Source organism: Reyranella sp. CPCC 100927, from assembly GCF_007859315.1.
In the GTDB taxonomy this organism is placed as follows: Bacteria; Pseudomonadota; Alphaproteobacteria; order Reyranellales; family Reyranellaceae; genus Vineibacter.
In genome coordinates, this window is record NZ_VOHA01000005.1 from 22,700 (window position 1) to 48,724 (window position 26,025).

Sequence of the window (26,025 nt, forward strand, 5' to 3'; positions counted from 1 at the left end):
AGGAGGCCTCTCATGACTGTCGTTGCATCCCACCCGGCTGGCGGAGACCGCGCGGCGACCTGACGGTGTCGGTCGAGGTTGACCTCGACGCCCATCGCTCTCACTGCTTCTCGATCCAGCCGACGACCGGTATTCCCGCTGTCTTCAGCGCGAACCGGTTCACGTCGCTTTGTCCTGCGCCCGTGTCTTATCCGACGCGGTGCCTAGCTGGCTCGAGACTCATGACATTTTCCGCTCTTGATCTGGCCGATTTCGGCTGGACTGACTTCTTTGCTTCTCAATGCGCAAGCAACGACGATGCCGTCCCGGTACGGGTGCTTGCTGTGCACCGTGGTGCGGTCCGCATCGCCGGCCCCGGCCTCGATACGACAATCCCGCCGTTCGTTGGCGAAGCCGACGACGAAGAAGCCGTTGCCACCGTCGGCGACTGGCTGCTGCTCGATCCACGGACGGGGCGCCCGCGACGCCTGTTGCGGCGGCGCAGCGTATTCAAGCGTCGTGCGGCAGGAACCGGCCGCAGCCTTCAGCTCATCGCCGCCAATGTCGACACGCTGTTCATCGTGTCTTCCTGCAATCAGGATTTCAACGTTGCGCGGTTGGAGCGCTACCTGGCCTTGGCACGGGAAGCCGACGTGACGCCGCTCGTCGTCCTCACCAAGTCGGACCTGGCAGAGTCGCCGGCATCCTTCGTCGACGCGGCGGTCGGGCTGCTGCCGGATCTCGTGGTGAGGGTCCTGGATGCGCGTATGCCGGACGACGTCGCCGCGCTGGCGCCGTGGTGTACGCGCGGCCGGACCATCGCGCTGATCGGCTCCTCAGGCGTTGGCAAGTCGACACTGATCAACACGCTGACCGGCAGTGGAGCGATTGCCACACAAGGCATCCGGGCGGGCGACGACAAGGGCCAGCACACGACGACAGGCCGCACGCTTCATCGCTTGCCGATGGGCGGGTGGCTGATGGACACGCCCGGCATGCGGGAACTGCAGCTGAGCGACGTGCGCGCCGGCCTCGACGACGTCTACAGCGACATCGTGGCGCTGGCGGGGGCATGCCGCTTCGGCGATTGTCGGCACGACTCCGAACCCGGTTGCGCGGTGCGCGCCGCGATCGATGCCGGAACGCTCGACGACGACCGTTTACGACGTTGGCGCAAATTGATCGCCGAAGAAGCCCACAACACCGAAAGCCTGGCCCAACGGCGGGCGCGCAGCCGGGCGTTCGGCAAGATGGCCAGGCGCGTCATGAAAGACAAGCGAACGCGGTGGCAGGATTAGTGCCGCGATCGTTATCCAGCGATACCGGGAGTTAGTGGCACTGGAGGAGGGACGTTATGAGCGATTGGAAACTACCATGGGACGGCGGCTGCCGGTGCGGCCAGGTCCGGCTCCGCGTGAGCGCACCACCGATGATCACATCTGCTTGCCACTGCACGGGGTGCCAGCGCATGACGGCAAGTGCCTTCACGCTGACGGTCACTGTGCCGTCAGTGGGTTTCATCGTCACGGCGGGTGAGCCGGTCATCGGCGGATTGCAGCAGGGATTTGCGCATCACTATTTCTGCCCTCGCTGCAAGAGCTGGATGTTCACGCGGGCGGAAGGGTACGACCAGTTCGTCAATGTGCGCGCATCCATGCTGGATGACCATCATTGGTTCGTGCCGTTCATCGAGGTCTGGACCAAGGAGAAGCTGCCCTGGGCAACGACGCCCGCCGAGATCAGCTTCGATACCCAGCCTGCCATCGAGGATTACGCCAGGCTGATGGAGGATTTCGCGCGGCGCGGTGTTCGACCGACGTGACTGCGGCTGTCGCTGTCGGCATCAGGGGCGGCGGAAGTCGAAGCGCGAGTCGGGCGGCAGGATGTCCATCGGTTGCCCGTTGATCGCCTGCGCGGCTTCGGGGGAGTTCACGCGGATTTCCGTCGTGTTCAACCGCCGCGAAAAGCCTGGATAGTTGCCGCGTTCGGAGATGCTGTTGGTCCGCACCAGCTCATCCCACAGGGCTGCAGTGATACGGATACGGATCACGCCGCCGGCATCGATTCCAGTCAGGATGGGGTCACGCCCATACTGGTTGAAGATCGCATCGTGCGCGGCGTCGATCTCGCGCGAGAGCTGGCCGCCAACCAGGTCCTCCGGGTCGAGGATATTGCCGATGCGGTTACGCGCGCGGCTGGCGACGCCGCGATAGACCACCATCTCGCCGCCCTGGGCGGGTGGTACCGGCGTTTCCCGCCAGCTTTTGGGTACCTTATCGATATCAACGGTCGGCAGGCCTGCCATGCCCGGTTCTCCTGTACCTTCGGCATGACAAAGGTACAGGTGCGCGGCCTTGAACGCCAGAATCCATCACAGCAAGGGCGTCAGCCGGATGGTGGAGGCGACCGGTTTTCACGCCGCCAGGGCGTCGCCGCGCCGGTCGTGGTGAACGATGCGGCCGGCCACGATCGTGGCGACCACACGCGGCCATCGCGGGTCATGGGCGTCGACCAGGATGATATCGGCGCGCCGGCCGGGGGCCAGGCTGCCGCGTTCGGCGAGACCCGCGGCGCGTGCTGCGTTCTGCGATACCAGCGGCCAGAAGCGGTCGATGCCGCTGCCGTGCTCGCGCGCCAGGCGGAAGGGAGCATGCAGCAGGGCGGGGTAGTAGTAGTCGGAGGTCAGCACATCGCAGATGCCGTCAGTGACCAGCTCGGCGGCCGATACGCCCGACAGATGGCTGCCGCCGCGCACGACGTTGGGTGCGCCCATCAGCACGTGGTCGCCATCGGTGCGCGCCACCTGTGCCGTGGCCCGGTTCTTGGGGAATTCGCACAGCGTGCAGCCCAGCGCATGCAGCGCCGCGCGTTGCGCCGGCGTTTCATCGTCGTGGCTGGCGAGCGGCACGCCGAGCCGCCGTGCCGTCGCGGCCAGGGTTTCGATGGCCGCGGGTACTGCATCGGCTCGGGTGCCGACCGATCGCAGCAGATCGCGGAATGCGTCAACGGTCGTGCTGCCACGCTCGGCGAATTTCAGCAGTGCTGCAGGGTCGTCGACCTTGGCCAGCATGGGTGGCGTGTGGTCGTTGAAGGCCAGCAGGTGGATGCGTCCGTCCGCCAGCCACTGCAGGACCGTGGGGACCGAGTCGAGATTGTAGGTTTCCCAGCGCAGGTGCAGGCGCGTGTCGCAGGCCAGCGACGTGCGCAGCCGGTCCAGCGCGTCGGCCATGGCGTGCGCCCGCGCAGTGCCGCGCAGGCCGGGTTCCCAGGACCAGGTTACGCCGTGGAAAGCGGTCGTCACGCCATTGGCTGCCAGTTGTCGGTCGGTGTCGAGAAGGGCGAGGTCGTCGGCAAAGAATACGCCGGGTCGCGGCATCAGCTGGCGCTCGAAGGCATCGCCGTGCAGATCGATGATGCCGGGCAGTGCCAGCAGCCCGCCAAAATGCAGTTCGCGCGCGCCGGTGCCTAGGTTACCAATATCGGCGATCTGCGATCCGTCGATGCCGATCGCCGTATCGGCCACCAGGCCGCCATCCACCAGGGCCTGCACGCCCACGATACGCCACCGCTGTTGCATCGCCTTGCCCTCCGCTGCGACGACGTAACGTCGGTTTGTGACAGGTTGGTGAAGGTTCGCCCCGAAGCGTGTGGATCGATCCCCTGGCGTCGACTGCCATCGCCAGACCGCGAGCGATCGAGGTGCCGGCCTAGCCCAGGATCGCCCGCCGGCGCTCGAAGCTGGCCTTGGGCCACAAAGCCTCCATGTCGTAGTAGACCTCGAACGCCGCGACACCGGGCGGCAGCGTGATCCACGGCAGTTTCGAGCGCGTGAAGATGTGGACGTCAGGCGGCAACGCTGCCGGCGTGTCGAGTGTACCGACGCGTACGAAACGCAATGCCGGGCGGCGGCCGTAGTCGCTCCACAGCGCCGTCCGGCAGGTCGGACAGCGATGGATGTCGTGAGGATGTCCACTGTCCGTGGGCACGCCGACGGCTTCGGGTTCGCCCGAGACCAAGACGATGCGGTCGGCTTCGATCAGGGCATTGAGTACGAAGGCGCTGCCCGTCTGCCGCTGACAATCATGGCAGTGACAGCAGTGCACGAACATCGGCGATGACGTGAGGCGGTACCGCACGGCACCACAGGCACAACCGCCCGCGAGATTGTCGGTCATTCGGCTTCTCCCATCTCTTGCGCATCTGATCCTTACGCGCCGAGAGAGATTCGTGGCACCACTGTGGCAGGCGGCTGCCTGCGATGCCAGGACATGTCGTTGTCCGGCTTTGTCCCGAGATGCCCTCTGCGCGTTGTCTGCCGGCAAGGCAAGATCGCGCCGGTACACGAGCGTTCGGAGGAGTGCGGAACAATGCGGTGGCCGGAAGTTGGAACGATCGGCCGTCACATGCTGTTCGCTGTGTTGTTCGTCGGTCTTCAGGGCGTTGCCGCGATCGCCAAGGCACAGCCATCGCCGGAGCGCATCCTGGCGATCGTCATTCATGGCCTGCAAACGGGTCAGGTCAACCAGGGCTGGTTTGGCCAGCAGCTGTTGCAGGTGATCTACCAGCAGACCAACGGCACCTTCGTCTACAACAAGCTGGTCGAATTGGGGCCCGTGCAGAACATCCAGATCATGGGGCAGCAACCGGTGCCCCAGGGCATGATTTATGCCATGCGTGCCTTCCACCCGGGCGGTGCCACTGACTGGCAGATGGGCTTCAGCCAGATGTCCAATCGCATCGAGTACCTGGCCATCAACGTGGTCGGCAGTACCCCGTCCCCGTCGGGGCCACCCCCCGTTTCGCGCCAGCCCGATCCCCAGGCAAGGCCGTTCCCGCGGGTCCAACCGCACCAGCCGGAGCCACCCGATTCCGACCCGCCGCCGCAGCGTCCATCACCGCCGCTCGCCGGGCCGCCCTCCATGCCGACGCCGAGCCCGCCGCCGCCACGAGGCGGCACGGGCGGCAGCGAGGCCTGCCGGCTGTACCCCAATCTCTGCTGAAGCAGGATCGCCATGATTGTTCGTCGCGAGGTCGTTCTGGGCGGTGCTCTGCTGTTGCTCTGGGGGCGAAGCACATGCCCGGCGCAAGCGCAGCCGCGCCAGCGGCAGGGCTATAGCGGCTGCATTCTCACCGACGCCGAGTTGTCGTCCTACTACGACGTGGCGGCGGAGATGCGGATGTACACGACAGGGCAGGAGCCCATCATCCGTCAGTCCGGCGACCCGACGTTCGACTATGCGCTCGCCCAGACATTGGCGCGTCTCACGGCGACGCTGCAGGTCCTGCCGGGCTTCGCCTACTATGACGACCATGACGGCATGAACGCGTTCGCCAGCTCCGCCGTCCGCATGCAGAAGGCCGACGGGACGGTTCTCTTCGGTGGCCGCCTCCTGAAGCGCCTGATGTCGGGCAACGATCACCCCGACGTGGCCGTCACCGCCATCTGCGCTCACGAATACGGCCACATCCTGCAGTTCAAACGCGGCCTCATCCCGCGCCTGCGGGCCGGCCAACCGACCGTGAAGCGCGCCGAACTGCATGCTGATTTCCTGGCCGGCTACTATGCCGGCCGCCGCAAGCTGGAAAAGCGCGACTATCCGGCCGCCGTGTTCGCCGCCACCCAGCATGCCTTCGGCGACAACCAGGTGAACCATCCCAGTCACCACGGCACGCCGACGGAACGTGCCGCGGCCATCGTCGAGGGCTTCAAGGCCGGCTATGAGCACGGCCGGCCGCTCGATGACGCCATCGCTGCCGGCATGACTTACGTGTCACGTCTGTAGCGCGTGCCGATCAGGTCGGCTGCGAAGCGGCCGGAGGTTTGCCCTGAACCATCGGGAAGCCCAGGAAGCCGAGGCTGTTGGGGTTGAAGCTGTACTCCCAGCGCACAGCGCCGCTGTCCTTGGTGATCTTTTCGTAGATCTGGTCCACCGTCTCGATCACCAGGACAACGCCGTCGGCATCCTCGCTGGTCTCGGGGAAAACAATCCGCGTGAGGCCATTGTCGGTCGCCTCGATGGTGAAGGCGGCGCCGACATTGACCACGACGGGGCGCCCGGGTGCCCGGTGCAGCTTGATCCAAATGGCTGACATCCCTGTTTCCTTCCTGGATGGTTGATGCGCGATCCCGGCGTGGGTATCGGCGCTCCTGACGTTTATCCACTAACGCTTGTCCGTGGCGGCATCGTTACGACGCCGCCGGCGTGCCCAGTGCATTCGCCGGGGAACCATCGGTCTCGCGTGGCGTTGTCGGCACGCATGGCGCAGGCGCCTGCACAAAGGTGTGGGAGTAGGGATGTCGGAATCACGAGGTGCGGCGCACAATTTTCTTCTTGTGGTCCACGACGATCCGGAAGCCGCAGCCAGGATTGCCGAACATTTTCACCAGAACGGCTATGACGTGGACTGTGCGAGTACCTTCGCCGACGCTGAAGCGCTGCTGCTGACCTGTCGATACGACGCCTTGGTGACCAGCCTCGATCTGCCGGATGGCAGTGGCCTTGATCTTCTTCCACTGTGCCCGCGGTGGTTTGGCTGCCGCGCCGTGATCGTCAGCCCGAAACAGGATCCGAAAACCGATGCGAACGCCTTGATGATGGGGGCGATTGCCGTCATCGCGGAGCCGCTGGATCTTTGGGCATTGCGCGATTGCCTGAGCGACGAGCCAAGGGATGCCGTGTCGTGCGAGCGGGACGGAAGCGTGCGGACGGACGACGGCGAGCACGCTGGCTTGTAGGAACGACGTGCCGGATGATCTAGAAGGTCGCGTGCCGCTGGTCGCGGTACGTCGCGACCACCTCCCGTGAGCCGCAAGCCATGGCGCAATCCGACCTGTTCAGCCAACCGCTGCCGCCGGGCCTCTGCGTCGCCGATGACGTCATCACGTCCGACGAAGAAAACGCGCTCATCGCTGCGATCGATGGCGCCGACCTGTCGCCGTTCCGGTTCCAGGGTTGGACTGCCAGGCGGCAGACGGCCGCGTTCGGCTTGCACTATGACTACGGCACGGCCCAGCTGGGCCGCGCTGATCCAATCCCCGAATGGCTCACGACCCTACGGGCTCGGGCCGCGCAGTTTGCGCACGTCTCGGGCGATGCGTTCGTGCAGGTCCTGCTGACACGTTACGATCCGGGAGCGGGTATCGGTTGGCATCGTGATCGCCCCGTCTACGAGCATGTCGTCGGCATCTCGCTTGGCACGGCCGCCGTGATGCGGTTCCGGCGGCGCCGGCCTGACGGTTTTGATCGCGCGCAGACCCTGCTGGCAGCGCGCTCGATCTACCATCTCAGCGGCGGGGTGCGACATCAATGGGAGCACAGCATCGCACCCATGACTGTCACCCGGTGGTCGATCACATTCCGAAGCCTGTCGGAGAAGGGCTACCGGCAGGCGCAAGAGAAGGCAGTGCCATCCTGACGGGCCGGCGGCGCGAGACAGGTCAGGCCGCCTGTGGCGTTTGCCCCGCGTCGCCGACGGGGATCGGCTTTTCGCCCTGAATGGTGGTCCGCCGCATCTCGCGCCGGTGGCCGGCATAGTCGTTGATGGCGAAGTGCTGCAGGCAGCGGTTGTCCCACATCGCCAACGCGCCGGGTGACCAGGCGAAGCGGCAGGTGAACTCGGGCCGCACGGCGTGGCTGTAGAGGAACTCCAGCAGCGGCAAGCTCTCGCGTTCGGTCATGTCGTCGAAGCGCACCGTATAGGCCGTGTTGACATAGAGTGCCCGGCGGCCGGACTCGGGGTGCACGCGCACGACAGGATGGACCATCTCCACCATGTCGGCGGCATCGTGACGGACCTTCATGCTGCGGGCATTGCTGTTGTCGTGAAAGGCGCCACCCTTGGCATAGGACTTGGCCCAGTAGATGGCGCGCAGCCCATCGAGCATCTGTCGCAAGCCATCCGACAGCGTCTCGTAGGCGAGGTACTGATTGGCAAACAACGTGTCGCCGCCGTAGAGCGGCAGTTCCCGGGCGTGCAGCAGCGTGTAGGCTGGCGGCGTCTCGAGGAAACTCCAGTCGGAATGCCAGTTGCCACCGAACGTCGGCTTGGCGCCTTCATCGGCTTCCTTGGCGACCTTGATGACGTTGGGGTGCGTCTCTTCACCCTCGACGAAGGGATCGCGGCCGAAACCGCCAAAGTACGACGCGAAGCGAACCTGGTCTGTATCGCGCATGCCGCCTTGGCCGCGGAAGAACAGCACCAGGTTGTCGACGATGGCGCGCCGTATTTCACCGACCACCGCGCTGCTCAACGGTTGCGTCAGGTCGACGCCGCCGATTTCGGCGCCACAGCCACCTGCGATACGCAAGACCTCGATGTGCCGGTACGCCATGTCTGTCCTCTCCGCGAAACACGCGCGTCGATTCGCATTGTCGGGGACAAAGGGCATCTCGTGAAGGCCTTTAATGTAGCATTGACTTAATTAAGCATTAGGTACATTAAAGATCCATGGACAGTTTGGCCGCTCTTGCCGATCCCACCCGTCGTCGGATTGTCGAAGCGCTGGCGGACGGGCCGCTGTCTTCAGGGGAGATCGCCGGCCGCTTTGACATCACCGCGCCCGCGATCTCGCAGCATCTCAAGACATTGCGGGCGGCGAAGCTCGTGCGTGTCCGGGCCCAGGCGCAGCGGCGGATCTACGAGCTTGACCGGGAGGGCGTCGATGCGGTGGCGACCTGGGTCAATGCGTTGAAGCGCTTCTGGGCCGGCAAGTTCGACGCCCTGGAAGCGTCACTGCGCCGCTAACCCATCGCGGTTGGAGAAGAGACATGGACGACAAAGGGATGATGGCGACGGTGCCGTGCGTGACGTTCAAGCGCATCCTGCCGGGCCCGATCGGGAAGGTGTGGTCGCATTTGACGGACACGCGATTGTTGCCGTTGTGGTTCGGTGAAGACAGCAGCATCGAGCCGCGCCAGGGCGGCGTGGTGCGCCTGATGGGCGGCCATATCCGTGGGATCGTCACGCAATGGCAGCCGCCGAGCAAGCTGATCTACACCTGGAACGTGTTCACGCCCGAGGATGGCCCCGATGCGGTTTCGGCCTATCCCGAGTCCTATCCGACATTCGCACTCGCGCCTCATGGCGCCGACGTGATGCTGACGTTCCAGCATTTTCCTGTTCTCGAGCGCTTCGTGCCGCAGAACGCGATGGGATGGCATGCGATGCTCGATATGTTGAGCGCCACCCTGCGCGGCGAGACGCTCGCGGAGCGGTCCGTCTCCATGCAGAAGAATGCCGCGCTGTATGGCGTCGACCTCAACAATCTGGCGCGATGACCAACAGCAACGTTCAGGCGTCGCGGCCGAAATAGACGCTGGGTGCAACGCCCAGCGTTCGCCGGAACATGGCGCTGAAGGCGCTGGGGCTGTCGTAGCCCAGCGACAAGGCGACATCGACGATCGGCGTGCCCGCGGCAAGCGCATCGAGGCTCTTCAGCAGGCGGGCGCGACGAACCCACTGGGCGAAGCTCATGCCGGTTTCGCGCTGGAAGAGGCGGGAGAGGGTGCGAGGGCTGGTGTCGAGATAGGCCGCGCCGCTGGCCAGGGACACCGGCTCTTCGGGTCGCTGCAGGATGCGCTTGCAGAGCGCGGCCAGCGCAGGATCCGCCGGCAGACGGATATCGAGCGAGAGGATCGGCAGCGCGCGGAGCTCGTCGAGGATGAGCTCCATGATCCGCTCCTCGCGGCCGCCCAGGGGGTAGTCGAGGGGCAGGGTTGTCGCCGTGTCGAGCAGCGCGCGCAGCAGCGGCGATATGTCGACCACCACGCAATCGGCCTGCAGATCGGCCCTGGCGCCGGGTTCGATGAAGACAGTGCGCATCTGGACCGACCCCGTGAGGCGGACCTCGTGCGTCATGCCGGGCGGCATCCACACGCCGCGATGGGGCGGTACGACCCACGTGCCGGCCTCGGAGTTCACCGTCACGACGCCTGACAATGAATGCAGCAGCTGCGCCCGGCGGTGGCTGTGCCAGGCGATCACGTGTCCGTGCGGATAGTCCTTGGCCAGCGCCGCAACAGGGCGCGTGGTCGACTGGAAGGGCAACGAATCAGGATCGTCGTGGGCCATGGCTGGTTCGCGACGATAGCTGTCTTATACGCTGGCGCAAGCCATTTGGGTTCTGTGTACCGGTCAGCTGTTCGCAACTGGATACACATCATGTCGAGATCCTACCTGGTTCCTTTCGTCAATACGGCCCATGCCATCGATCACCTGGTGATGCTGATTTTCCCCACCATCGTGATCGCACTATCGCAAGAATTTGCGATGCCCTACGGTGAGCTCCTGGCGCTCTCACTGGGCGGGTTCATCGCCTTTGGCGCCTGTTCGCTGCCGGCCGGCTGGTTGGGCGATCGCTGGAGTCGGCACAAGATGATGGTGGTGTTCTTCCTGGCCACCGGTGTCACCTGCATTCTGACCGGATTTGTCGAAACGCCGATGCAGATGGCGGTCATGCTGACCGTGCTGGGTGTCAGCGCCGCGATCTATCATCCGATCGGTAATGCCATGCTGGCCGGTCTCGATCCGGCCAAGATCGGGCGCACCATGGGCATCAATGGTCTGTGGGGCAATCTGGGCGTCGCATTCGCTGCGCTGGTTGCCGGTGCCTTGACCGACTGGATCTCCTGGCGGGCAGCCTTCATCGCGCCGGGAGTCATCAGCATCGTTGCCGGCGTCGGCTTCATGGCGCTGGTGAAGGAAGAAAAGCCCGTCGTGGCCAAGCGGTCGGCAGCCTCCGGTCCGTCCTTCGACCGCACCATGCTGGTGCGCCTGTTCGTCATCCTGATGGTGTCCACGGCGCTGAACGGCGTCATCTTCAGCGCCACCACGCTGGCGATGCCGAAGGTGTTCGCCGAGCGGTTGTCCAGCCTGGTGTCGGGAACGTTCGGCGTCGGCCTGCTGGTGTCGGCCGTCTATGCCTTCGCGGCGTTCGCCCAGCTGTGCATCGGGCCAGTGATGGACCGCTGGTCGACCCGCGCGGTCTTCCTGCCCATCGTGGCGCTGCAGGTGCCGCTGCTGTTGCTGGCGGGCTACGCCGGCGGCTGGACGATCGTGTTGGTCGCGGTGCCGATGATGTTCTTCGTCTTCGGCCAGATCGTCGTCAACGAGGTAATGGTGGCTCGCTATGCCGCCGACGAGGTCCGCTCCCGTGTCTACGCCGTGCGCTATTGCGTATCGTTCGGCGCCAGCGCAGTGGCGATACCGCTGGTCGCCATCCTGTACGGCTGGGGCCAGGGCTTTACGGCACTGTTCCTGGTGCTGGGTGTCAGCGCGCTGGGCCTGGTCGCCTCGGCGCTGTGGTTCCCGTCAAACCCGACGCTGGCGGCAGCGGAACGCTAACCGGCCATTTGAACAAGAACAGCGCGCGGCATGGTTAGCCGCGCGCTGCTTTTTTTACGGGGCAAGCGTCACGGGCCGCCGTCGCGGCCATGCTGACGGAAGCCCGCGCGCTCGCAGAGGCGTTCATAGTATCGATCCACATGATCGAACCGCGGCTTGGGCACCGGGATCGATCGCCAGCGATGGACCGACAGGCCGATGGCAATGTCGGCAGCAGAAAACTGCGAACCGCAGATGTAGCCACCCGATATTGCCAACTGTTCGTCGACGATGCCCACCATACCGGCGAACGTGACCATCGATCGCTCGATGGCGCCTGCGTCCTGATGATCGGGATTGTGGCGCACCAGCCCCTGAAAGGCGACGCGCCAGCTGTTGTTGAAGTCCGATGCTTGCCAGTCCATCCACATTTCGATCCGGGCGCGGGGCGCGGGATCGTCGGGCAGCAGATCATGGCGGTTACGGCTCGCCGTCAGATACCGCACGATGGTGTTGGACTCCCAGAGGATGGTGCCGTCGTCGTCGATGACGGGGACCATGCCGACCGGGTTGAGCGACCGGAACGTTGGATCGGCGGTGGAGCGGAAGGGGCCCGCCCAATCCTCCCGCTCATAGGGCAGGGCAAGCTCGGCGCACGTCCACAAGACCTTGCGGACGTTGATCGATTGGGCGTAGCCGTGGATGCGCAGCATCAGATCGCCGCGCGCCCTTCGAGATAGAAGATGCAGCTTCCCTCCAGCTCGACGCGATCGCCTACGAGCCGGCAGATCACTTCGCCGCCGCGCGGAGAGGCCTGGAAGGCGCGGAACGCCGTCTTGTTCAGGCGCTGCGCCCAGTAGGGCGCCAGTGAGCAGTGCGCACCACCGGTCACGGGATCCTCGGGGATGCCCTTGGCCGGCGCGAAATAGCGGCTGACGAAATCATATCCGTTGTCGCCGGGTGCCGTCACGATCACACCGTCACAGTCGAGCTTGGCGATGGCCGCCTCGTTGGGTATCAGGCGGCGCACGTCGTCTGCCGTCTTCAATAGGGCGAGATAGTTGAAGCGGTCCCACGCCACGTCGATCGGGCGCGCGCCGAGCGCCTCGACGATCCCGAAGGGCGGCGCCACGGGCGTCGCCGGCCGTGCGGGAAAGTTCATGACGTAGCCTGTTGGTGTCCGCTGGACGCTGAGGGGACCGCTCGCCGAGTGGAAGGTGACCTGGTTGCGTCGCGGTGACAGACGCTCGAGGACCACGGCGGCGCTCGCCAGCGTGGCATGGCCACACAGTGGCACCTCGACCGTCGGCGTGAACCAGCGCAGGCGGAAATCATCACCGTCGGCGACGATAAAGGCGGTCTCTGCCAGGTTGTTTTCGGCTGCGATCGCCTGCAGGGCGGCATCGTCAGCGAAGCGATCGAGAACCATGACCGCCGCCGGATTGCCGGTGAAAGGGCGGTCGGCGAAGGCATCGACTTGGTAGATCGGAACGTTCACGGCCAGTCTCCATGATTGTTCCTGGCTCAATACAATGATTGATATATGAATCAATCTGTATATTGTACCAGATACAATAATGGAATCAGCGATGGCCACCTGGCGTCCCAAGCTCTCTGCCTCACGATCGACCCCGATCTACCGCCGGCTGGTGGCGGCGATGGCGCAGGACATCGAAACGGGCCGGCTCGCCGCGGGCGATCGACTGCCGCCGCAACGCGACCTGGCATACGCGCTGTCGATCAGCGTCGGCGCCGTGACCCGTGCCTATGATGATGCGGCACAACGCGGCCTGGTCGCTGCCCATGTCGGACGCGGCACCTTCGTGGTTGACCGCTCTCAAGGTGACGCCGTACCCGACGGGCTGATTGATCTCACCATCAACACGGCGCCAATCGCGCCCATGGATGCCATGGTCGAGACGGTGGCGGCGCTGCGCCGGCAGACCGCATGGCAGCAACGCCTCGACTATCAACCGCCCTGCGGCCTCGATGTCGACCGGCGCGCCGGCGCGGCCTGGCTGGGCCGGACCGCGCGTTTCGACGATTTGGATTGGCGCCGACTCATATGCTGTTCGGGCACGCAGAACGCGATGGCGCTTGCGCTCGCGGCACTGTGCAAGCCAGACGACACTGTCCTGTGCGATGCCGCGACCTTTCCCGGCATCAAGGCGCTCGCCGCGCAGCAGGGATACCGGCTCGTGGCCGTCGACATGGATGCGCAGGGCGCACGGCCGGCATCGCTGGATCGCGCTGCGGCGGCCAGCGGCGCACGCGTCTTCTACACGCTGCCCACATTGCAAAACCCCACCGCACGGGTGATGAGCCGGGAGCGACGGGACGACATCGTCAAGATCGCACGCGCCCGCGACCTCTGGATTGTCGAGGACGATGTCTATGCGCCCTATGCGCAGCATCTTGGCGTGTCGCCGCTGGCTGTGCTGGCGCCCGAGCGCACGGTCTATGTCAGCTCCCTGTCGAAGATCCTCTCGCCGGGATTGCGTACCGGTTTCCTCGTCGCGCCCGCCGGCGACGTGTTCGACCGCTGCCTGCGCGCCCTGCGCGCGCTCATGCATTCACCGGCCGGCCTCGGCGCTGCCGTCGCGACGGACTGGATCGAAAGCGGCCGGGCCGACGATCTGGCGCGCGCCGTGCGCACCGAAACCAGCGCCCGTACCGCCATGGCGCTCGCCGCCCTCGACGGCGTGGTGGACAAACCGGCGACAGCGATGAGCCTGCACCTTTGGCTGCCGATGCGCGCGCTCGATGCCGAACGCACGGTCGCGCGCGCGTTGACAGCCGGCGTGCGGCTGACGCCACCGGCGGCTTTTGCCGTGGCGGAGAGCAAGATGGCCAGCGGGGTACGCCTGTGCATAGGCAGCGCGGTCAACCAGGCGACGCTGAAGCGCGCGCTGTCAATCGTGAAGAGCGCCTTGGGCGGTGAGGTCGACGATCAGGTGAGCGCGTCGCTGTAGGTGTTGAGATCGCCACTGTCGTCGTCCTGAGCGCAGCGAAGGACCCTGCCGTCGATTGTTCAAAGACTGTCGGCATTGGTGATCATCAGCGCCGGCAGTGTTGATGCCGAAACCGCAAGATCCTTCGCTGCGCTCAGGATGACGAGAACGTCGCTCCGAACATCGTCAACCATTCCGTCGCATGCTCTAGCTCAGCTGCCGCGATACGTACTGTAGCCGCCGGGTGACAGCAGCAGCGGTACGTGGTGGTGGCTGCTGGTGTCGGTGATCTCGAAGCGGATCGGGATCGTCGTCCAGATGCTGGCCATCGGACCGCCGGTGGCGCGGAAGTAGGCGGCCGCGTCGAACTCCAGTTCGTAGAGGCCGGCGCGGAAGGCATCGCCCGACAGCAGCGGCGCGTCCGTGCGGCCATCGCCATTGGTGCTGCCTTGTGCCAGCAGGGCACGCCGGTCATCGACGATGCGATAAAGCCGGTAGGCTACGCCGATACCCGGCCGGCCGCGCACGAGGTCGAGCACATGCGTGGTGAGGCCGGGTGGCTTGTCGGTAGCCATGGCGATGATCGCCTGCTACTCGGCCGCCAGCGCCGGCGGCGCGGCGGGCTTACGGAAGGCCGCGAGTAGATTGACCTCGCGTTCCTTGACCTTGGCCAGGTTCTTCTCCTTGACGTGGCCGAAGCCGCGGATCTGGTCGGGCAGGGCGGCGATCTGCACGGCCATGGCGTGGTTCTGCGATGACAGCGCGCCGATCACGTCGGTGATGGTGTCGATGTACTCGCCGATCAGGCGCCGCTCGGTCTTGCGTTCCTCGGTATAGCCGAAGATGTCCAGCCGCGTGCCGCGCAGGCCCTTGAGCCTGGCCAGCAGCTTGAAGGCGGTGAACACCCAGGGACCGTACTCGCCCTTCTTCAGGTGGCCCGTGGTCGGGTCGCGATCGGCCAGCAGCGGCGGCGCCAGGTTGAACTTCAGCTTGAAGTCGCCTTCGAACTGCTGGTGCAGTTTCTGCAGGAAGGCGCCGTCGGTGTAGAGGCGGGCCACCTCGTACTCGTCCTTGTAGGCCATCAGCTTGTAGAGCGACTTCGCCACGGCTTCGGCGAGCCCGCTGCGGCCCTTGGCCTTTTCCGTCTCGGCCGCCGTCACCTTGGCGACCACGGCACGATAGCGCTCGGCATAGGCCGCGTTTTGGTACTGCGTCAGCAGTTCGACGCGACGCTGCACGATCTCTTCGAGCGTGGGCTGCGGCAGCTTCTCTTCGCGCATCTGCGGGCGCGCCACCGCCTCGACGGCGGCCGGATCGTGCGCCGCCAGGCGGCCCCAGTTGAAGGTGCGCAGGCTGGTATCGACCGACACCCCGTTCAGCTCGATGGCGCGCTGGATGGCGGCGAGGCTGAGCGGCAGCAGGCCCTTCTGCCAGGCATAGCCCAGCATGAAGAGGTTGGTGGCAATGGAGTCACCCAGGATCGCTGTGGCAAGCCCGGTGGCATCGATGAACTCGGTGGCCGGTGTGCCGGCCGCCTCGCGGATCGAGCGCATCATGACCTGCTGCTCGAAGTCGATGTCGTTGTTGAGCACGAACGAGGCGGTGGGCTGCACATAGGCGTTGATCACCGCCTTGGTGACGCCCTGCTCGATGCGCGACAGCGCGCCGGGCGAGGCCGCCACCACCATGTCGCAGCCCAGCACCAGGTTGGCGCCGCCGGCGGCGATGCGCACGGCGTGCAGGTCGGCCGGTGTCGGCGCCAGTCGCACGTGGCTCATCACGGCGCCGTTCTTTTGCGCCAGGCCGGTAAAGTCGAGCACGGTGCAGCCGCGGCCTTCGAGGTGCGCTGCCATGCCGATCAGCGCGCCCACCGTGATCACGCCGGTGCCGCCGATGCCGGTGATCAGGATGCCGTAGGGCTCGCTGAGCGGCCGCAGGGTCGGCATCGGCAGGTCGGCGAAGGGATCGGCGGCGGTGTCGCCGGCGGCCTTGCGGTTGCGCTTCAGCCGGCCGCCGTGGATGGCCACGAAGCTGGGGCAGAAGCCGTTGACGCAGGAAAAGTCCTTGTTGCAATTGGACTGGTCGATCTGGCGCTTGCGGCCCAGTTCGGTCTCCAGCGGCTTCACCGACACGCAGTTCGACTTCTCCGAGCAATCACCGCAGCCCTCGCACACCGCATCGTTGATGAAGGCGCGCTTCTGCGGATCGGGGAAGGTGCCGCGCTTGCGGCGCCGGCGCTTCTCGGCAGCGCAGGTCTGGTCGTAGACGATCACCGTCAGGCCGGGCACGTCGCGCAGCTCGCGCTGGATGGCATCGAGATCGTCACGGTGGCGGATGGTGACGCCGGCCGCGAAATTGCTGCCCATCGGGTACTTTTCGGGCTCGTCGGTGACGACGACGACCCGCTTGGCGCCCTCGGCCGCGACCTGCTGCGTGATCTGCGGCACGGTGAGCGGCCCGTCGTGCGGCTGGCCGCCGGTCATGGCCACGGCGTCGTTGAACAGGATCTTGTAGGTGATGTTGACGCCGGCGGCAGCCGCGGCGCGGATCGCCATCAGGCCGGAGTGGTGATAGGTGCCGTCGCCCAGGTTCTGGAAGACGTGCTTCTCGCTGGTGAACGGCGCCGTGCCGATCCAGGTCACGCCTTCGCCACCCATGTGGCTGATCAGCGCCGTGCGGCGGTCGGGCATCCACACCGCCATGCCGTGGCAGCCGATGCCGGCCAGCGCCCGGCTACCCTCGGGCACACGGGTCGAGGTGTTATGCGGGCAGCCGGAGCAGAAGAAGGGCGTGCGCACCGTCTTGGACTGCGGTGCGGCCATCAGCTTTTCCTTGGCCTCGATGCGCGCCAGCCGCTGGCGCATCTCCGGGCTGTCGCCGCCGTGCTTCATCAAGCGGTCGGCGATGACGCGCGCGACGCCGGTAGGGGACAGCTCGCCCTCGGTGGGCTGGATACGGCGGCCGTCCTCGTCCTCCTTGCCGATGACCAGCGGCCGGCGGTCGGATGGCAGGTTGTAGAGCAGCTTGACCAGCTGGTCCTCGATATTGGAACGCTTCTCCTCGACGACGATGACTTCTTCCAGGCCCTCGGCGAAGGCGCGGGCGCCCGCCGGTTCCAACGGCCAGGTCATGCCGACCTTGTAGAGACGGATGCCGAGCTGCTGCGCCTTGGCCTCGTTGATGCCGAGATCCTCCAGCGCCTGGCGCGTGTCGAGGTAGGCCTTGCCCGTGGTCATGATGCCCAGGCGCGCCTTGGGCGCATCGAGCACGACGCGATCGATGCCGTTGGCCCTTGCGAACGCTTTCACAGCTTCGAGCTTGTAGCTGTGCAGACGCTTTTCCTGGTCCAGCGGCGGGTCGGGGTTGCGGATGTTCAGCCCGCCCTCGGGCATGTCAAAGTCCGTCGGGATCACGATCTTGATGCGATCGGGATCGACGTCGACCGAGGCGCCGCTCTCGACGGTCTCGGAAATCGCCTTGAAGGCGATCCAGCAGCCCGAATAGCGCGACATCGCAAAACCGAGGATGCCGAAGTCAATGTACTCCTGCACCGTTGCCGGGTTCAGCACCGGCATCATCGCCGCGGTGAACACCTGCTCGGACTGGTGCGGCAGGGTCGAGGACTGGCAGCCGTGGTCGTCGCCAGCATAGACCAGCACGCCGCCATGCTTGGACGAGCCGGCCGCGTTGCCGTGCTTCAGCACATCCATCGAGCGGTCGACACCAGGGCCCTTGCCGTACCAGATCGCGAACACGCCATCGACGGTGGCAGTGGAGAACAGGTTGGTCTGCTGCGTGCCCCAGACGGCAGTGGCGGCAAGATCCTCGTTCAGGCCAGGCTGGAAATGGATGTTGTGCTTGGCCAGGTGCTTCTTGGCGCCCCACAGCGCGTTGTCGTACATGCCCAGCGGCGAGCCGCGGTAGCCGGAGATGAAACCGCCGGTGTTGAGACCTGCCTTCTGGTCACGCTGCTTCTGCATCATCGGCAGGCGCACCAGCGCCTGGATGCCGGTCAGATACACCCGCCCGCGTTCGCGGACGTAGCGATCTTCCAGTGTGTAGTTGTCGAGGGTAATGTCCGCAATTCGCGCGGGGGCATTCATCGGCTTCACTCCCAAGCGGTACCGGCGTTCCGTCGCTGTCCGCACAGGGACCACCGGTCGGCTACCATTTGGGGCGACGTTATCCCACGGCCCCAGAGGGATGCAAACCACTGTTCACATGGCAGGAATGTTTCCGGGCCGCTATCGTCCGCGCCGAGGTGACATATGAGCGAGCTGCACATCGGCCGTATCGTCAGCCATCGCGAGGAAATCGCACCGTCGGTCAAGGTCTGGGCGGCGGCGGTGATCTCAGTGCCCGCGGCCCTGTCTGCCGGCACCGGTCTCGGGCCGTTCATCGCGTTGGGTGAGCAGCTGGGGGACACGCTGGGTCGTCAGGCGCTGGCTGCGCTGGACGAGGCGCCGGCGGGCCTCACCGCCTACGGCAAGGGCGCCGTCGTCGGAGCGGCGCTGGACGTCGAACTGGGTGCCGCCATCCTGCATCCGAGGCTGGGCAAGCCGCTGCGCGCGCTCCTGGGGCAAGGCAAGGCGATCATCCCGTCGAGCATCAAGCGTGGCGGTCCCGGCACGGCGCTCGACGTGCCGCTGCACGGCACCGACAACGAATGGGACTTCAGCCTGCTGGACGCCATCGAGATGCGGGTCCCGGATTCGCCGGGACCACGGGAGATCGTGATTGCGGTCGCGCTGGCGCGGGGGCGGCGACCGTTCGCCCGGATCGGCGTCGAGCCTAGCGCCTGACAGGCGGTGTGTTGAGGACCGGCGGCGGCGCGGCCGGTGCCACCGGGGCGACGGGAGCGGTGGTGGGCGGCACGGCCTGCACGTCGTCACCGACCTTCACCAGGGTGTAGCCCTTGTTGCGCATGCAGAAGTTGGTGAGCCGGCTCTCGTAGAAGAACCGCTCGCTTTCCAGGCGCTGGCGCCAGTACCAATAGTCAGGATAGCTGCGGTAGCCCCAGTAGCTCGGTCCCATCAGGGGAAAGCCGGTGTAGAAGGCGTACGACCGGAAGGCCTCGCTGTAGGCCTGCTGCCGGCAATCCTTCTGATCCGCGACCAGCGTCGCCTCGGTCGTGTCGGGGCGCTCCCAGGCATACTGGCCGCAGCCGCCCAGCGTGAGCGCAGCGAGAAGGGTGGCGAGAGCGGTAGCGCGTGGCATGACGGGTCCCCTCGATCGGGACAAAGGCGTTCCTACGACGGATGAACACTGCCGCATCGGATTCCGTCCGTCCATACAGAGAGATGTGAACGCACCATCACACCGTCAAGCCATGTAACGGCACGTGGCGCCGAAACCCAATCCCTGGTACCTCAAGACCAAATATGTAAACCGGAGCGTGATATGGCGCGTATTGCTGTCGGCGGCTTTCAGCACGAAACCAACACCTTCGCACCGCAGCAAGCCACCTGGGAGGAGTTCGAGCGGGCTGATGCCTGGCCGCCGTTCCTGCGTGGCACTGAGATGAAAGCGGGCGTCGAGGGCTTCAACATCCCGATCGCCGGCGCCATCAAGACGCTCACGGCGCTGGGCCATGAGGTCGTGCCGTTGTGCTGGTGCGCGGCGCCGCCCAGTTCCTACGTCACGCGCGACGCCTACGAGAAGATCGCCGGCTGGATGATCGAGGACCTGACGGCGCAAGGGCCGTTCGACGCGGTCTATCTCGACGTACACGGCGCCATGGTGGCCGAGCACTACGAGGACGGCGAGGGCGAGCTGATGCGCCGCGTGCGTGCCGTCACGGGCGATACCATCCCCCTGGTCGCCAGCCTCGACTACCACACCAACATGACGCCGCAGATGGTGCAGCACTCGACGGCGATGATCGGTTATCGCACTTATCCGCATGTCGACATGGCCGCCACCGGCAGCCGCGCCGCCGAACTGCTCGATCGTCTGCTGAAGGACCGCCGGCCGCTCTACAAGGCGTACCGCCAGTTCGACTTCCTCATCCCGCTGGTCTGGCAATGCACCTTGCTGGAGCCGGCCAAGGGCATCTTCGATCTGCTCGACGAGATCGAGAGCGGCACCGGTAAAGCGGGTGCACCAGGCGGCTCGCACAATCAAGGCATCGTGAGCGTCACGCACACGCCTGGCTTCCCGCCCTCGGACATCGCGCAGTGTGGTCCGGCGCTGGTCGTCTACGGCCACGACAAGGCCGCGACCGAAGCCGCAGCCGATCGCCTGGCCGAGGCGGTGCGGGCGCAGGAGGCGGCGTTCGCCGGCAAGCTCTACACACCAGACGAAGCGGCGGTCGAAGCGATCCGCCTGGCCCAGGGTGCGCGCAAGCCGATCGTGCTGGCCGACGTGCAGGACAATCCCGGCGCCGGCGGCACCTCCGATACGGTGGGGCTGCTGCGGGCACTGATGGCGCACCGTGCCAAAGGCGCCGTGATCGGCATGATGGTCGACCCGGCGGCGGCACACGCCGCGGCCGAGGCGGGCGAGGGCGCCGTCCTGCGCCGCGGCATCGGCGCCGTCGTGGGCTACGCGGGCGAAACGCCGGTTGAGGCTGACTGGCGCGTGGTGAAGGTCGGCACCGGCGTCTTCACCGGTACCGGGCCGTTCTACGGCGGTGCCAAGTTCCAGATCGGCCCGATGGCGCTGGTGACCGACGATGCCAGCGGCGTCTCGGCCGTGCTGGCCAGCCGGCGCATCCAGGCCGCCGACCAGGAGATGTTCCGCCATGTCGGCGTCGAGCCGACCAGGACGCCGATCTTGGCGCTGAAGTCGACAGTGCACTTCCGCGCCGATTTCCAGCCCATCGCCGAGACTATCCTGGTGGTGCAGTCGCCCGGTGCACACGTCACGGATCCGGTCGAGCTGCCGTACCAGCACCTGCGCCAGGGCATTCGGCTGCGGCCGCTGGGGCCAGTGCGGGCCTGATGCCCTCGATCGCGTCGTCATCGCCGCCGCGTGCCTGGGTGCGCCTGGCATCGGGGCGGCGCATCGACCTGCTCAACCCGTCGGCGCTCGACTTCGAGGACGAGGATATTGCCATCGGCCTGTCGCGCACGCCGCGCTGGGGCGGCCACTCGATCTGGGAGTGGCCGATGTCGGTGGCGCAGCATTCGATCCTGGTGCTCGAGCTGGCCAAAGCCAAGAGCCGCAGCGAACTCGCCGATCGTCTACAGCTGGCGGCGCTGCTGCACGATGCGTCCGAAGGCCTGATGGCGTTCGACCCGATCTCGCCGGTGAAGCCATTCCTGGGCGACGGCTACAAGGCGCTCGACACCCGCCTGCAGATGGCCGTGCACGTACGCTACGGACTGCCGGCGCAGTTGCCGTCTGACTGGATCACGCTGATCAAGGACGCCGACAAGGCTTCGGCTGCTGCCGAAGCCCGCCACGTCGCTGGCTGGACGCCGCAGGAGATCCGCCAGGCGCTGGGCATCACGGCGCGCGCGCCGGCGGCGGATCCGATGGTGCGCCGCTACGGCGGCAAGCCGTGGGAACCATGGCCCGCACGCTTGGCCGCCGAGCGCTTCCAGGCCGCGCTCGTTGGGCTGAAACCAAGGTAGATCCTGGGACCGCGGGCGTCCCGCCCGCATCTCAGGCGAAAGCTTTGCTTTCGCTTGTACATGAGCGGGCCAGAAGCCCGCGGTCCCAGGGAATGCTAACCCCGCTTGCCCACCAGGGCGAACATGGCGCCTTGCGGGTCGGCGCCCTGGATGATCCAGTCGCCGCCGGGCACTTCCATGGGGCCGTTGAGGATCTGGCCGCCGGCGCTCTTCACGCGCTCGCCGGCCGCGTCGATGTCACCGACGTTGAAGTAGTAGAGCCAGAACGGCACCGGCATCACCGGCGGGCGGTTGAACATGCCGCCGATCACATCATCGCCGACAGCGAACAGCTGGTAGGTGCCCATCGGCCCCATGTCGATCGCGTCGCTCTTCTTCCAGCCGAACATGGCATTGTAGAAATCGAACACCTTCTGCGCATCGGTGGCGAGCAGTTCGTGCCAGCCGATGCGGCGGGCCACGCCGCGCGCCGACGGCTGGTCCTGCTGCGGCGTCGTCGACTTGAACAGGTTGACGGCCGCCTGCTGCGGATCGGTGATCATCGAAAAACGGCCGATGTTGGGAATGTCGGTCGGTGGCACGTGCACGGTGCCGCCCAACTGCTGGGCTTGCGCCGTGCTGGCATCGACGTCATCGACCGCGACATAGCCGACCCAGGCCGGTTGGGCGCCGGCCTTGCAGGCTTCTTCCGGCAAGGTCATCAGGCCGGCCACTTGCGCTGCACCGTCGGTGAACAGCGTGTAGGCCATGTCGGGCATCGAGGCGTCCTGCGTGCCCCAGCCCACCACGGTGCCGTAGAACGCCTTGGCTGCCGCCATATCCGTCGTCATCAGCTCGAACCAGACGAAGCGACCCTTGGTTTCGGGCATGGTTAGTCCTCCTGTTACAGGCGTGTGCTTATACCAGCCTTATGACCCTGTTTTGACGTCAGGTCGCGCGCCGCTCGGCCTGCTCGAGCCAGTAAGTGGCCTGCGCCGGATAGTCGGTCGAGGCAAAGCTGTCGGCCATGCGTGCCGGTGAGCCGTGGCGCGGGTAGGTGGCGCTGCCCTGGCGCACCAGGTTGACGTTGGCCAGGTGGAAATAGAGGTTGTCGCCCTCGCGGCGGTGAAAGATGAACTCGTTGCGTCCGCGCAGGCTGGTGAGGCTCACCACGTGACGCCCGTTGGCGGTTTCCTCGGCAAGCTGCTTCACCGGAATGTCGCGCTGGCCGTTGTCGAGGCCCATGACCCGCAGCGCGCGGGGGTCGAGTACGGTGTCGCGACCGGTGGTGCTGACCCAGCGCGCCAGCCGTGCCGCCTGTGGCGACACGCGATCGCGCGGCGGCTTGCCGCCGAGCCACGCAGGCGCCCCCTCGCATGCCGCGAGGCCCAGGGGCAGGGCCGCCAGCAGTAGCCGGCGGGAGATCAGCAGCGGAGCACCGTGGCTCGCTGCTGGGGCAATGCGGAAGGGGACGCATCGCCGATCGGCGTTTTGTTTCATTCGTAACCTGTACTGAGATCGACGGGATCATAGCCCATCATCCGTTGCCGTACATCTGCTTCGGGTCGACCAGGACGGGGGCGATTTCGGTCAGCGTCTCGTCGCGCACGGCACGAAAGAAGCAGTTGTGATGGCCGGTATGGCAGGCGACGCCGGACTGGTCGACCAGGGCCAGCAGGGTGTCGCCGTCGCAGTCGATGCGCAGCTCGACCAGGCGCTGGTCGTGGCCCGACGTCTCGCCCTTGCGCCACAGCTTGCCCCGCGACCGCGACCAGTAGCAGACGCGGCCGGTACGCATGGTCTCCTCGACGGCGTCGCGATTCATCCACGCCATCATCAGGATCTCGCCGCTGTCATGCTGCTGGGCGATGCAGGCCACCAGGCCGTTGGCATCGAATGCCACGGCAGCCACGGTCTGGGCGATAGCCGCAGAAGAATACACTCTGCCTGCAACGGGTGTGGATACAACGGACATGAGGCGACTCCCGGCGGCCGGCTTCCCGCTGGCGGGGGCCGCTCTCCGGGCGTATAATTTCCCTTCGTTCTGATGACAACGGAAAGAGCCATGCGTCGCACGTCCAAGGTCATCGCAGCCACCGCCGACATGCCGCGCCGCCAGGCGCTGATCTGGGCCGGTGGGGCGCTGCTGGCGTTGGCCGGCACGGCCCTGTTTGCCCGCAAGGCGGCCGCGATTACTCTGGTCGAAGCCGACGAGAAGACGCAGGCGCTGTATCATTCGGTCTGTGGCCCCGTTGCCTATCACGAGAAGCTGGTCGCCGATGCTCGGGCAGCGCTCGAAGGCAGCCGACCCGGGCCGCGCGCCGAGCTCGCAAGCCTCGACTGCCCGGTCTGCGGCTGCCGACTGCGGCTGGACGAAGCCAAGGTCGACGCGCCGCGCTGAGCGGACACGGCCCGCATCCCATGGCGCCTCATGCCCAGGCCACAGCGGTACGGCCACAGCCCGGCTCGCAGCACGACCATGCCCACTGCATCGAGGATGCGCTGGCGCTGGCCGAGGGCGTCTGCCGCCAGCGCGGCGCGCGCTTTACCGAGTTGCGCCGCCGGGTGTTCGAGCTGGTGTGGGCCAGTCACAAACCCGTGGGCGCCTATGCCATCCTCGAGTCGCTGCGCACCGAGGGCCTGGGCTCGGCACCGCCCACGGTGTACCGGGCACTCGATTTCCTGCTCGAGCACGGCCTGGTCCATCGCATCGAATCGCTCAATGCCTTCATCGGCTGTGCCCATCCGGGCGAAAGCCACCGCGGCTTCTTCCTGATCTGCCATCGCTGCGGCAACGCCGATGAACTGGAAGATCCATCGCTGGCCGATGCCATCGCGCGCAGTGCCGGCGCCCGCGGCTTCTCGACCCGTCACATGACCCTGGAGGTCAACGGCATCTGCGCCGTCTGTGCCGGGAGAGGGTAGTTTCCTGTCATCCCGAGCGCAGCGAGGGATCTTTCGATGCAGACGCACCCGTGCGTCACTTTTAAAAGATCCCTCGCTACGCTCGGGATGACAGATGCCTATGCGTTCGCCTTGAGCCGCTCCAGGCCGTCGGCGAGGTCCTGGCGCAGGTCCTCGACATCCTCCAGGCCGATGTGCAGACGGTAGATGCGCTTCTTCTCGGGCCATGGATTGGCGGTGCGATAGGCACCGGGATGGCCGGGGATCATCAGGCTTTCGTAGCCGCCCCAGCTGTAGCCCATGCCGAAGATGCGCATGCCATCGAGCATGCGGGCCTCGGCCTCGTCAGTGTACTCGCCCTTCAGGGTAAAGGCGAACAGGCCTGATGAGCCCGTGAAATCGCGCTTGTAGACGGCGTGGCCCGGGCAGTCGGCCAGGGCGGGGTGCAGCACCGTGTCGACTTCAGGCCGGGTCTTTAGCCAATGGGCGATATCCAGGGCGCTCTTCTGGTGCTGGCGCAGTCGAACGCCCATGGTACGCAGGCCGCGCAGCCCGAGATAGACGTCGTCCGGTGCGGCGTGGAAGCCGAAGGCCATGCATGTGGTCTTGACCGTCTCGAAGATCGCGCGGTCCTTGCAGTTGATGAGGCCGAGCATCGCATCGGAGTGGCCCACCACGTACTTGGTGCCGGCGTGCACGACGACATCGGCGCCCTTGTCGAAGGGCCGGAAGAACAGCGGAGTCGCCCAGGTGTTGTCCATGATCACCGTGGCGCCGGCCTTGTGGGCGACGTCGGCGATCGCGGGAATGTCCTGCACCTCGAACGTCTGCGAACCCGGGGCCTCGACGAAAACGACCTTGGTGTTGGGACGGATCAGTGCCGCAATGTCGGCGCCGACCATGGGATCGAAGTAGGTCGTCTCGACACCGAACTTGGCCAGTATGGTGTTGGCATAGCGTCGCGTCGGGCCGTAGGCGTTGTCGGTCACCAGCATATGGTCGCCGGCCTTCACGAAGCCGGTGACGGCGCCAGTGATGGCGGCGAGACCGGACTGCACGGCCACGCAGCGATGCGCACCCTCCAGCTCGGCGAAGGCTTCCTCCAGCGAGAACTGCGTCGGCGTGCCGTTGCGGCCGTAGCCGATGCCATCGAGCGGCTGGCGGTTGTGCAGCTTCTCCACGGTCGGGAACAGGATCGTGGACGCGTGATAGACGGGTGGATTGACGATGCCGAAATTGGCTTCCGGATCGCGGCCGGCGACCGCCAGAATGGTGTCGGGCTTGGTGAACTTTGTCTTCTTGCTCATGGCTGC

At 66.1% G+C, this 26,025-nt stretch carries 30 protein-coding genes; 15 read left to right on the forward strand and 15 right to left on the reverse strand.

The features are described from left to right. The first annotated feature begins 65 nt into the window (after positions 1-65). Both rsgA and FQU96_RS15485 read left to right on the forward strand, forming a co-directional pair. Positions 66-1,277: a ribosome small subunit-dependent GTPase A gene (gene rsgA / locus FQU96_RS15480; protein WP_255468368.1), complete on the forward strand. Its 1,212-nt coding sequence runs from the start codon at positions 66-68 to the stop codon at positions 1,275-1,277. 56 nt (positions 1,278-1,333) lie between these two features. Then, positions 1,334-1,801, forward strand: a complete 468-nt coding sequence (locus FQU96_RS15485) for a GFA family protein (protein ID WP_146542206.1) — start codon at positions 1,334-1,336, stop codon at positions 1,799-1,801. 21 nt (positions 1,802-1,822) lie between these two features. Here the strand turns inward: FQU96_RS15485 and FQU96_RS15490 are convergent, their stop codons facing one another. The 3 genes from FQU96_RS15490 to FQU96_RS15500 all read right to left on the reverse strand — a co-directional run bounded on the left by FQU96_RS15490 (position 1,823) and on the right by FQU96_RS15500 (position 4,154). Next, complete coding sequence (locus FQU96_RS15490; RefSeq protein ID WP_146542207.1) at positions 1,823-2,284, reverse strand: hypothetical protein; 462 nt, start codon at positions 2,282-2,284, stop codon at positions 1,823-1,825. Positions 2,285-2,392: 108 nt separating this feature from the next. Further along, positions 2,393-3,556: an alpha-D-ribose 1-methylphosphonate 5-triphosphate diphosphatase gene (locus tag FQU96_RS15495; RefSeq protein ID WP_146542208.1), complete on the reverse strand. Its 1,164-nt coding sequence runs from the start codon at positions 3,554-3,556 to the stop codon at positions 2,393-2,395. Between the two features lie 130 nt (positions 3,557-3,686). Beyond that, positions 3,687-4,154 (reverse strand): GFA family protein, encoded by a 468-nt coding sequence (locus FQU96_RS15500; protein WP_146542209.1) that lies wholly within the window; start codon positions 4,152-4,154, stop codon positions 3,687-3,689. Between the two features lie 192 nt (positions 4,155-4,346). Here FQU96_RS15500 and FQU96_RS15505 point away from each other — a divergent pair, with 192 nt between their 5' ends. Together FQU96_RS15505 and FQU96_RS15510 are read left to right on the forward strand one after the other, a co-directional pair. Continuing rightward, positions 4,347-4,979, forward strand: coding sequence for a hypothetical protein (locus FQU96_RS15505; protein ID WP_146542210.1), 633 nt, complete (start codon positions 4,347-4,349; stop codon positions 4,977-4,979). A gap of 12 nt (positions 4,980-4,991) precedes the next feature. Continuing rightward, positions 4,992-5,762: a metalloprotease gene (locus FQU96_RS15510; RefSeq protein WP_146542211.1), complete on the forward strand. Its 771-nt coding sequence runs from the start codon at positions 4,992-4,994 to the stop codon at positions 5,760-5,762. 10 nt (positions 5,763-5,772) lie between these two features. Here FQU96_RS15510 and FQU96_RS15515 read toward each other — a convergent pair whose 3' ends face one another. Then, positions 5,773-6,072, reverse strand: coding sequence for a hypothetical protein (locus tag FQU96_RS15515; RefSeq protein ID WP_146542212.1), 300 nt, complete (start codon positions 6,070-6,072; stop codon positions 5,773-5,775). A gap of 202 nt (positions 6,073-6,274) precedes the next feature. On the opposite strand from FQU96_RS15515, the gene FQU96_RS15520 reads away from it, so the two are divergent. Both FQU96_RS15520 and FQU96_RS15525 read left to right on the forward strand, forming a co-directional pair. Continuing rightward, on the forward strand, positions 6,275-6,715 hold the full coding sequence (locus FQU96_RS15520; RefSeq protein ID WP_146542213.1) for a response regulator: 441 nt from the start codon (positions 6,275-6,277) through the stop codon (positions 6,713-6,715). An 80-nt stretch (positions 6,716-6,795) separates the two neighbouring features. Continuing rightward, a complete protein-coding gene (locus FQU96_RS15525) occupies positions 6,796-7,395 on the forward strand; it encodes an alpha-ketoglutarate-dependent dioxygenase AlkB (protein WP_146542214.1) in 600 nt (199 codons plus the stop codon). Positions 7,396-7,417: 22 nt separating this feature from the next. Here FQU96_RS15525 and FQU96_RS15530 read toward each other — a convergent pair whose 3' ends face one another. Beyond that, complete coding sequence (locus FQU96_RS15530) at positions 7,418-8,311, reverse strand: TauD/TfdA family dioxygenase (protein ID WP_146542215.1); 894 nt, start codon at positions 8,309-8,311, stop codon at positions 7,418-7,420. 116 nt (positions 8,312-8,427) lie between these two features. On the opposite strand from FQU96_RS15530, the gene FQU96_RS15535 reads away from it, so the two are divergent. Next, positions 8,428-8,724 (forward strand): helix-turn-helix transcriptional regulator, encoded by a 297-nt coding sequence (locus FQU96_RS15535; RefSeq protein WP_146542216.1) that lies wholly within the window; start codon positions 8,428-8,430, stop codon positions 8,722-8,724. A gap of 23 nt (positions 8,725-8,747) precedes the next feature. Beyond that, on the forward strand, positions 8,748-9,257 hold the full coding sequence (locus tag FQU96_RS15540) for an SRPBCC domain-containing protein (protein WP_146542217.1): 510 nt from the start codon (positions 8,748-8,750) through the stop codon (positions 9,255-9,257). Between the two features lie 13 nt (positions 9,258-9,270). Here FQU96_RS15540 and FQU96_RS15545 read toward each other — a convergent pair whose 3' ends face one another. Next, a complete protein-coding gene (locus FQU96_RS15545) occupies positions 9,271-10,050 on the reverse strand; it encodes a helix-turn-helix domain-containing protein (protein WP_146542218.1) in 780 nt (259 codons plus the stop codon). A 90-nt stretch (positions 10,051-10,140) separates the two neighbouring features. Between FQU96_RS15545 and FQU96_RS15550 the strand changes: the two genes are divergently transcribed. Further along, on the forward strand, positions 10,141-11,322 hold the full coding sequence (locus FQU96_RS15550; protein ID WP_146542219.1) for an MFS transporter: 1,182 nt from the start codon (positions 10,141-10,143) through the stop codon (positions 11,320-11,322). 68 nt (positions 11,323-11,390) lie between these two features. Here FQU96_RS15550 and FQU96_RS15555 read toward each other — a convergent pair whose 3' ends face one another. Together FQU96_RS15555 and FQU96_RS15560 are read right to left on the reverse strand one after the other, a co-directional pair. Continuing rightward, on the reverse strand, positions 11,391-12,014 hold the full coding sequence (locus tag FQU96_RS15555; RefSeq protein WP_146542220.1) for a glutathione S-transferase family protein: 624 nt from the start codon (positions 12,012-12,014) through the stop codon (positions 11,391-11,393). Next, a complete protein-coding gene (locus FQU96_RS15560) occupies positions 12,014-12,799 on the reverse strand; it encodes a PhzF family phenazine biosynthesis protein (RefSeq protein ID WP_146542221.1) in 786 nt (261 codons plus the stop codon). Before FQU96_RS15560 ends, FQU96_RS15555 begins: the two co-directional genes overlap by 1 nt. Before the next feature lie 91 nt (positions 12,800-12,890). Here FQU96_RS15560 and FQU96_RS15565 point away from each other — a divergent pair, with 91 nt between their 5' ends. Further along, complete coding sequence (locus FQU96_RS15565) at positions 12,891-14,273, forward strand: PLP-dependent aminotransferase family protein (protein ID WP_146542222.1); 1,383 nt, start codon at positions 12,891-12,893, stop codon at positions 14,271-14,273. Between the two features lie 191 nt (positions 14,274-14,464). Here the strand turns inward: FQU96_RS15565 and uraH are convergent, their stop codons facing one another. Both uraH and FQU96_RS15575 read right to left on the reverse strand, forming a co-directional pair. Then, entirely contained in the window at positions 14,465-14,827 is a 363-nt protein-coding gene (gene uraH, locus FQU96_RS15570; protein WP_146542223.1) for a hydroxyisourate hydrolase, read from the reverse strand. Positions 14,828-14,842: 15 nt separating this feature from the next. Next, positions 14,843-18,355, reverse strand: coding sequence for an indolepyruvate ferredoxin oxidoreductase family protein (locus FQU96_RS15575; protein WP_146542224.1), 3,513 nt, complete (start codon positions 18,353-18,355; stop codon positions 14,843-14,845). Between the two features lie 165 nt (positions 18,356-18,520). On the opposite strand from FQU96_RS15575, the gene FQU96_RS15580 reads away from it, so the two are divergent. After that, complete coding sequence (locus FQU96_RS15580; RefSeq protein ID WP_146542225.1) at positions 18,521-19,054, forward strand: amino acid synthesis family protein; 534 nt, start codon at positions 18,521-18,523, stop codon at positions 19,052-19,054. Here FQU96_RS15580 and FQU96_RS15585 read toward each other — a convergent pair. Beyond that, positions 19,044-19,469, reverse strand: a complete 426-nt coding sequence (locus tag FQU96_RS15585) for a hypothetical protein (RefSeq protein ID WP_146542226.1) — start codon at positions 19,467-19,469, stop codon at positions 19,044-19,046. The two genes, FQU96_RS15580 and FQU96_RS15585, sit on opposite strands and share 11 nt — an antisense overlap. A gap of 183 nt (positions 19,470-19,652) precedes the next feature. On the opposite strand from FQU96_RS15585, the gene FQU96_RS15590 reads away from it, so the two are divergent. Next, the gene (locus FQU96_RS15590) at positions 19,653-21,194 is read left to right on the forward strand and encodes a M81 family metallopeptidase (protein WP_146542227.1); all 1,542 of its coding nucleotides are present in this window, start codon (positions 19,653-19,655) and stop codon (positions 21,192-21,194) included. Further along, positions 21,194-21,829 (forward strand): phosphohydrolase, encoded by a 636-nt coding sequence (locus FQU96_RS15595; protein WP_146542228.1) that lies wholly within the window; start codon positions 21,194-21,196, stop codon positions 21,827-21,829. Before FQU96_RS15590 ends, FQU96_RS15595 begins: the two co-directional genes overlap by 1 nt. 95 nt (positions 21,830-21,924) lie before the next feature. On the opposite strand, the gene FQU96_RS15600 is transcribed toward FQU96_RS15595, so the two are convergent. The 3 genes from FQU96_RS15600 to hisI are packed head-to-tail and all read right to left on the reverse strand — an operon-like array spanning position 21,925 to position 23,750. Continuing rightward, on the reverse strand, positions 21,925-22,698 hold the full coding sequence (locus FQU96_RS15600) for a VOC family protein (RefSeq protein ID WP_146542229.1): 774 nt from the start codon (positions 22,696-22,698) through the stop codon (positions 21,925-21,927). Between the two features lie 58 nt (positions 22,699-22,756). Next, the gene (locus FQU96_RS15605) at positions 22,757-23,308 is read right to left on the reverse strand and encodes a hypothetical protein (protein WP_146542230.1); all 552 of its coding nucleotides are present in this window, start codon (positions 23,306-23,308) and stop codon (positions 22,757-22,759) included. 37 nt (positions 23,309-23,345) lie between these two features. Then, the gene (gene hisI / locus FQU96_RS15610; RefSeq protein WP_255468369.1) at positions 23,346-23,750 is read right to left on the reverse strand and encodes a phosphoribosyl-AMP cyclohydrolase; all 405 of its coding nucleotides are present in this window, start codon (positions 23,748-23,750) and stop codon (positions 23,346-23,348) included. A 123-nt stretch (positions 23,751-23,873) separates the two neighbouring features. Between hisI and FQU96_RS15615 the strand changes: the two genes are divergently transcribed. Then, a complete protein-coding gene (locus FQU96_RS15615; RefSeq protein WP_146542232.1) occupies positions 23,874-24,209 on the forward strand; it encodes a hypothetical protein in 336 nt (111 codons plus the stop codon). 20 nt (positions 24,210-24,229) lie between these two features. After that, entirely contained in the window at positions 24,230-24,733 is a 504-nt protein-coding gene (locus FQU96_RS15620) for a Fur family transcriptional regulator (RefSeq protein ID WP_146542233.1), read from the forward strand. A 98-nt stretch (positions 24,734-24,831) separates the two neighbouring features. Here the strand turns inward: FQU96_RS15620 and metC are convergent, their stop codons facing one another. Continuing rightward, positions 24,832-26,019, reverse strand: coding sequence for a cystathionine beta-lyase (gene metC / locus FQU96_RS15625; RefSeq protein WP_146542234.1), 1,188 nt, complete (start codon positions 26,017-26,019; stop codon positions 24,832-24,834). Positions 26,020-26,025: the final 6 nt, after the last annotated feature.

Excerpts from the sequence above, each read along its gene's own strand:
- FQU96_RS15485 (WP_146542206.1), top strand. The coding sequence starts at position 1,334 with ATGAGCGATTGGAAACTACCATGGGACGGCGGCTGCCGGTGCGGCCAG.
- FQU96_RS15490 (WP_146542207.1), bottom strand. The coding sequence starts at position 2,284 with ATGGCAGGCCTGCCGACCGTTGATATCGATAAGGTACCCAAAAGCTGG.
- FQU96_RS15495 (WP_146542208.1), bottom strand. The coding sequence starts at position 3,556 with ATGCAACAGCGGTGGCGTATCGTGGGCGTGCAGGCCCTGGTGGATGGC.
- FQU96_RS15500 (WP_146542209.1), bottom strand. The coding sequence starts at position 4,154 with ATGACCGACAATCTCGCGGGCGGTTGTGCCTGTGGTGCCGTGCGGTAC.
- FQU96_RS15505 (WP_146542210.1), top strand. The coding sequence starts at position 4,347 with ATGCGGTGGCCGGAAGTTGGAACGATCGGCCGTCACATGCTGTTCGCT.
- FQU96_RS15510 (WP_146542211.1), top strand. The coding sequence starts at position 4,992 with ATGATTGTTCGTCGCGAGGTCGTTCTGGGCGGTGCTCTGCTGTTGCTC.
- FQU96_RS15515 (WP_146542212.1), bottom strand. The coding sequence starts at position 6,072 with ATGTCAGCCATTTGGATCAAGCTGCACCGGGCACCCGGGCGCCCCGTC.
- FQU96_RS15520 (WP_146542213.1), top strand. The coding sequence starts at position 6,275 with ATGTCGGAATCACGAGGTGCGGCGCACAATTTTCTTCTTGTGGTCCAC.
- FQU96_RS15525 (WP_146542214.1), top strand. The coding sequence starts at position 6,796 with ATGGCGCAATCCGACCTGTTCAGCCAACCGCTGCCGCCGGGCCTCTGC.
- FQU96_RS15530 (WP_146542215.1), bottom strand. The coding sequence starts at position 8,311 with ATGGCGTACCGGCACATCGAGGTCTTGCGTATCGCAGGTGGCTGTGGC.
- FQU96_RS15535 (WP_146542216.1), top strand. The coding sequence starts at position 8,428 with ATGGACAGTTTGGCCGCTCTTGCCGATCCCACCCGTCGTCGGATTGTC.
- FQU96_RS15540 (WP_146542217.1), top strand. The coding sequence starts at position 8,748 with ATGGACGACAAAGGGATGATGGCGACGGTGCCGTGCGTGACGTTCAAG.
- FQU96_RS15545 (WP_146542218.1), bottom strand. The coding sequence starts at position 10,050 with ATGGCCCACGACGATCCTGATTCGTTGCCCTTCCAGTCGACCACGCGC.
- FQU96_RS15550 (WP_146542219.1), top strand. The coding sequence starts at position 10,141 with ATGTCGAGATCCTACCTGGTTCCTTTCGTCAATACGGCCCATGCCATC.
- FQU96_RS15555 (WP_146542220.1), bottom strand. The coding sequence starts at position 12,014 with ATGCTGCGCATCCACGGCTACGCCCAATCGATCAACGTCCGCAAGGTC.
- FQU96_RS15565 (WP_146542222.1), top strand. The coding sequence starts at position 12,891 with ATGGCCACCTGGCGTCCCAAGCTCTCTGCCTCACGATCGACCCCGATC.
- uraH (WP_146542223.1), bottom strand. The coding sequence starts at position 14,827 with ATGGCTACCGACAAGCCACCCGGCCTCACCACGCATGTGCTCGACCTC.
- FQU96_RS15575 (WP_146542224.1), bottom strand. The coding sequence starts at position 18,355 with ATGAATGCCCCCGCGCGAATTGCGGACATTACCCTCGACAACTACACA.
- FQU96_RS15580 (WP_146542225.1), top strand. The coding sequence starts at position 18,521 with ATGAGCGAGCTGCACATCGGCCGTATCGTCAGCCATCGCGAGGAAATC.
- FQU96_RS15585 (WP_146542226.1), bottom strand. The coding sequence starts at position 19,469 with ATGCCACGCGCTACCGCTCTCGCCACCCTTCTCGCTGCGCTCACGCTG.
- FQU96_RS15590 (WP_146542227.1), top strand. The coding sequence starts at position 19,653 with ATGGCGCGTATTGCTGTCGGCGGCTTTCAGCACGAAACCAACACCTTC.
- FQU96_RS15595 (WP_146542228.1), top strand. The coding sequence starts at position 21,194 with ATGCCCTCGATCGCGTCGTCATCGCCGCCGCGTGCCTGGGTGCGCCTG.
- FQU96_RS15600 (WP_146542229.1), bottom strand. The coding sequence starts at position 22,698 with ATGCCCGAAACCAAGGGTCGCTTCGTCTGGTTCGAGCTGATGACGACG.
- FQU96_RS15605 (WP_146542230.1), bottom strand. The coding sequence starts at position 23,308 with ATGAAACAAAACGCCGATCGGCGATGCGTCCCCTTCCGCATTGCCCCA.
- FQU96_RS15615 (WP_146542232.1), top strand. The coding sequence starts at position 23,874 with ATGCGTCGCACGTCCAAGGTCATCGCAGCCACCGCCGACATGCCGCGC.
- FQU96_RS15620 (WP_146542233.1), top strand. The coding sequence starts at position 24,230 with ATGGCGCCTCATGCCCAGGCCACAGCGGTACGGCCACAGCCCGGCTCG.
- metC (WP_146542234.1), bottom strand. The coding sequence starts at position 26,019 with ATGAGCAAGAAGACAAAGTTCACCAAGCCCGACACCATTCTGGCGGTC.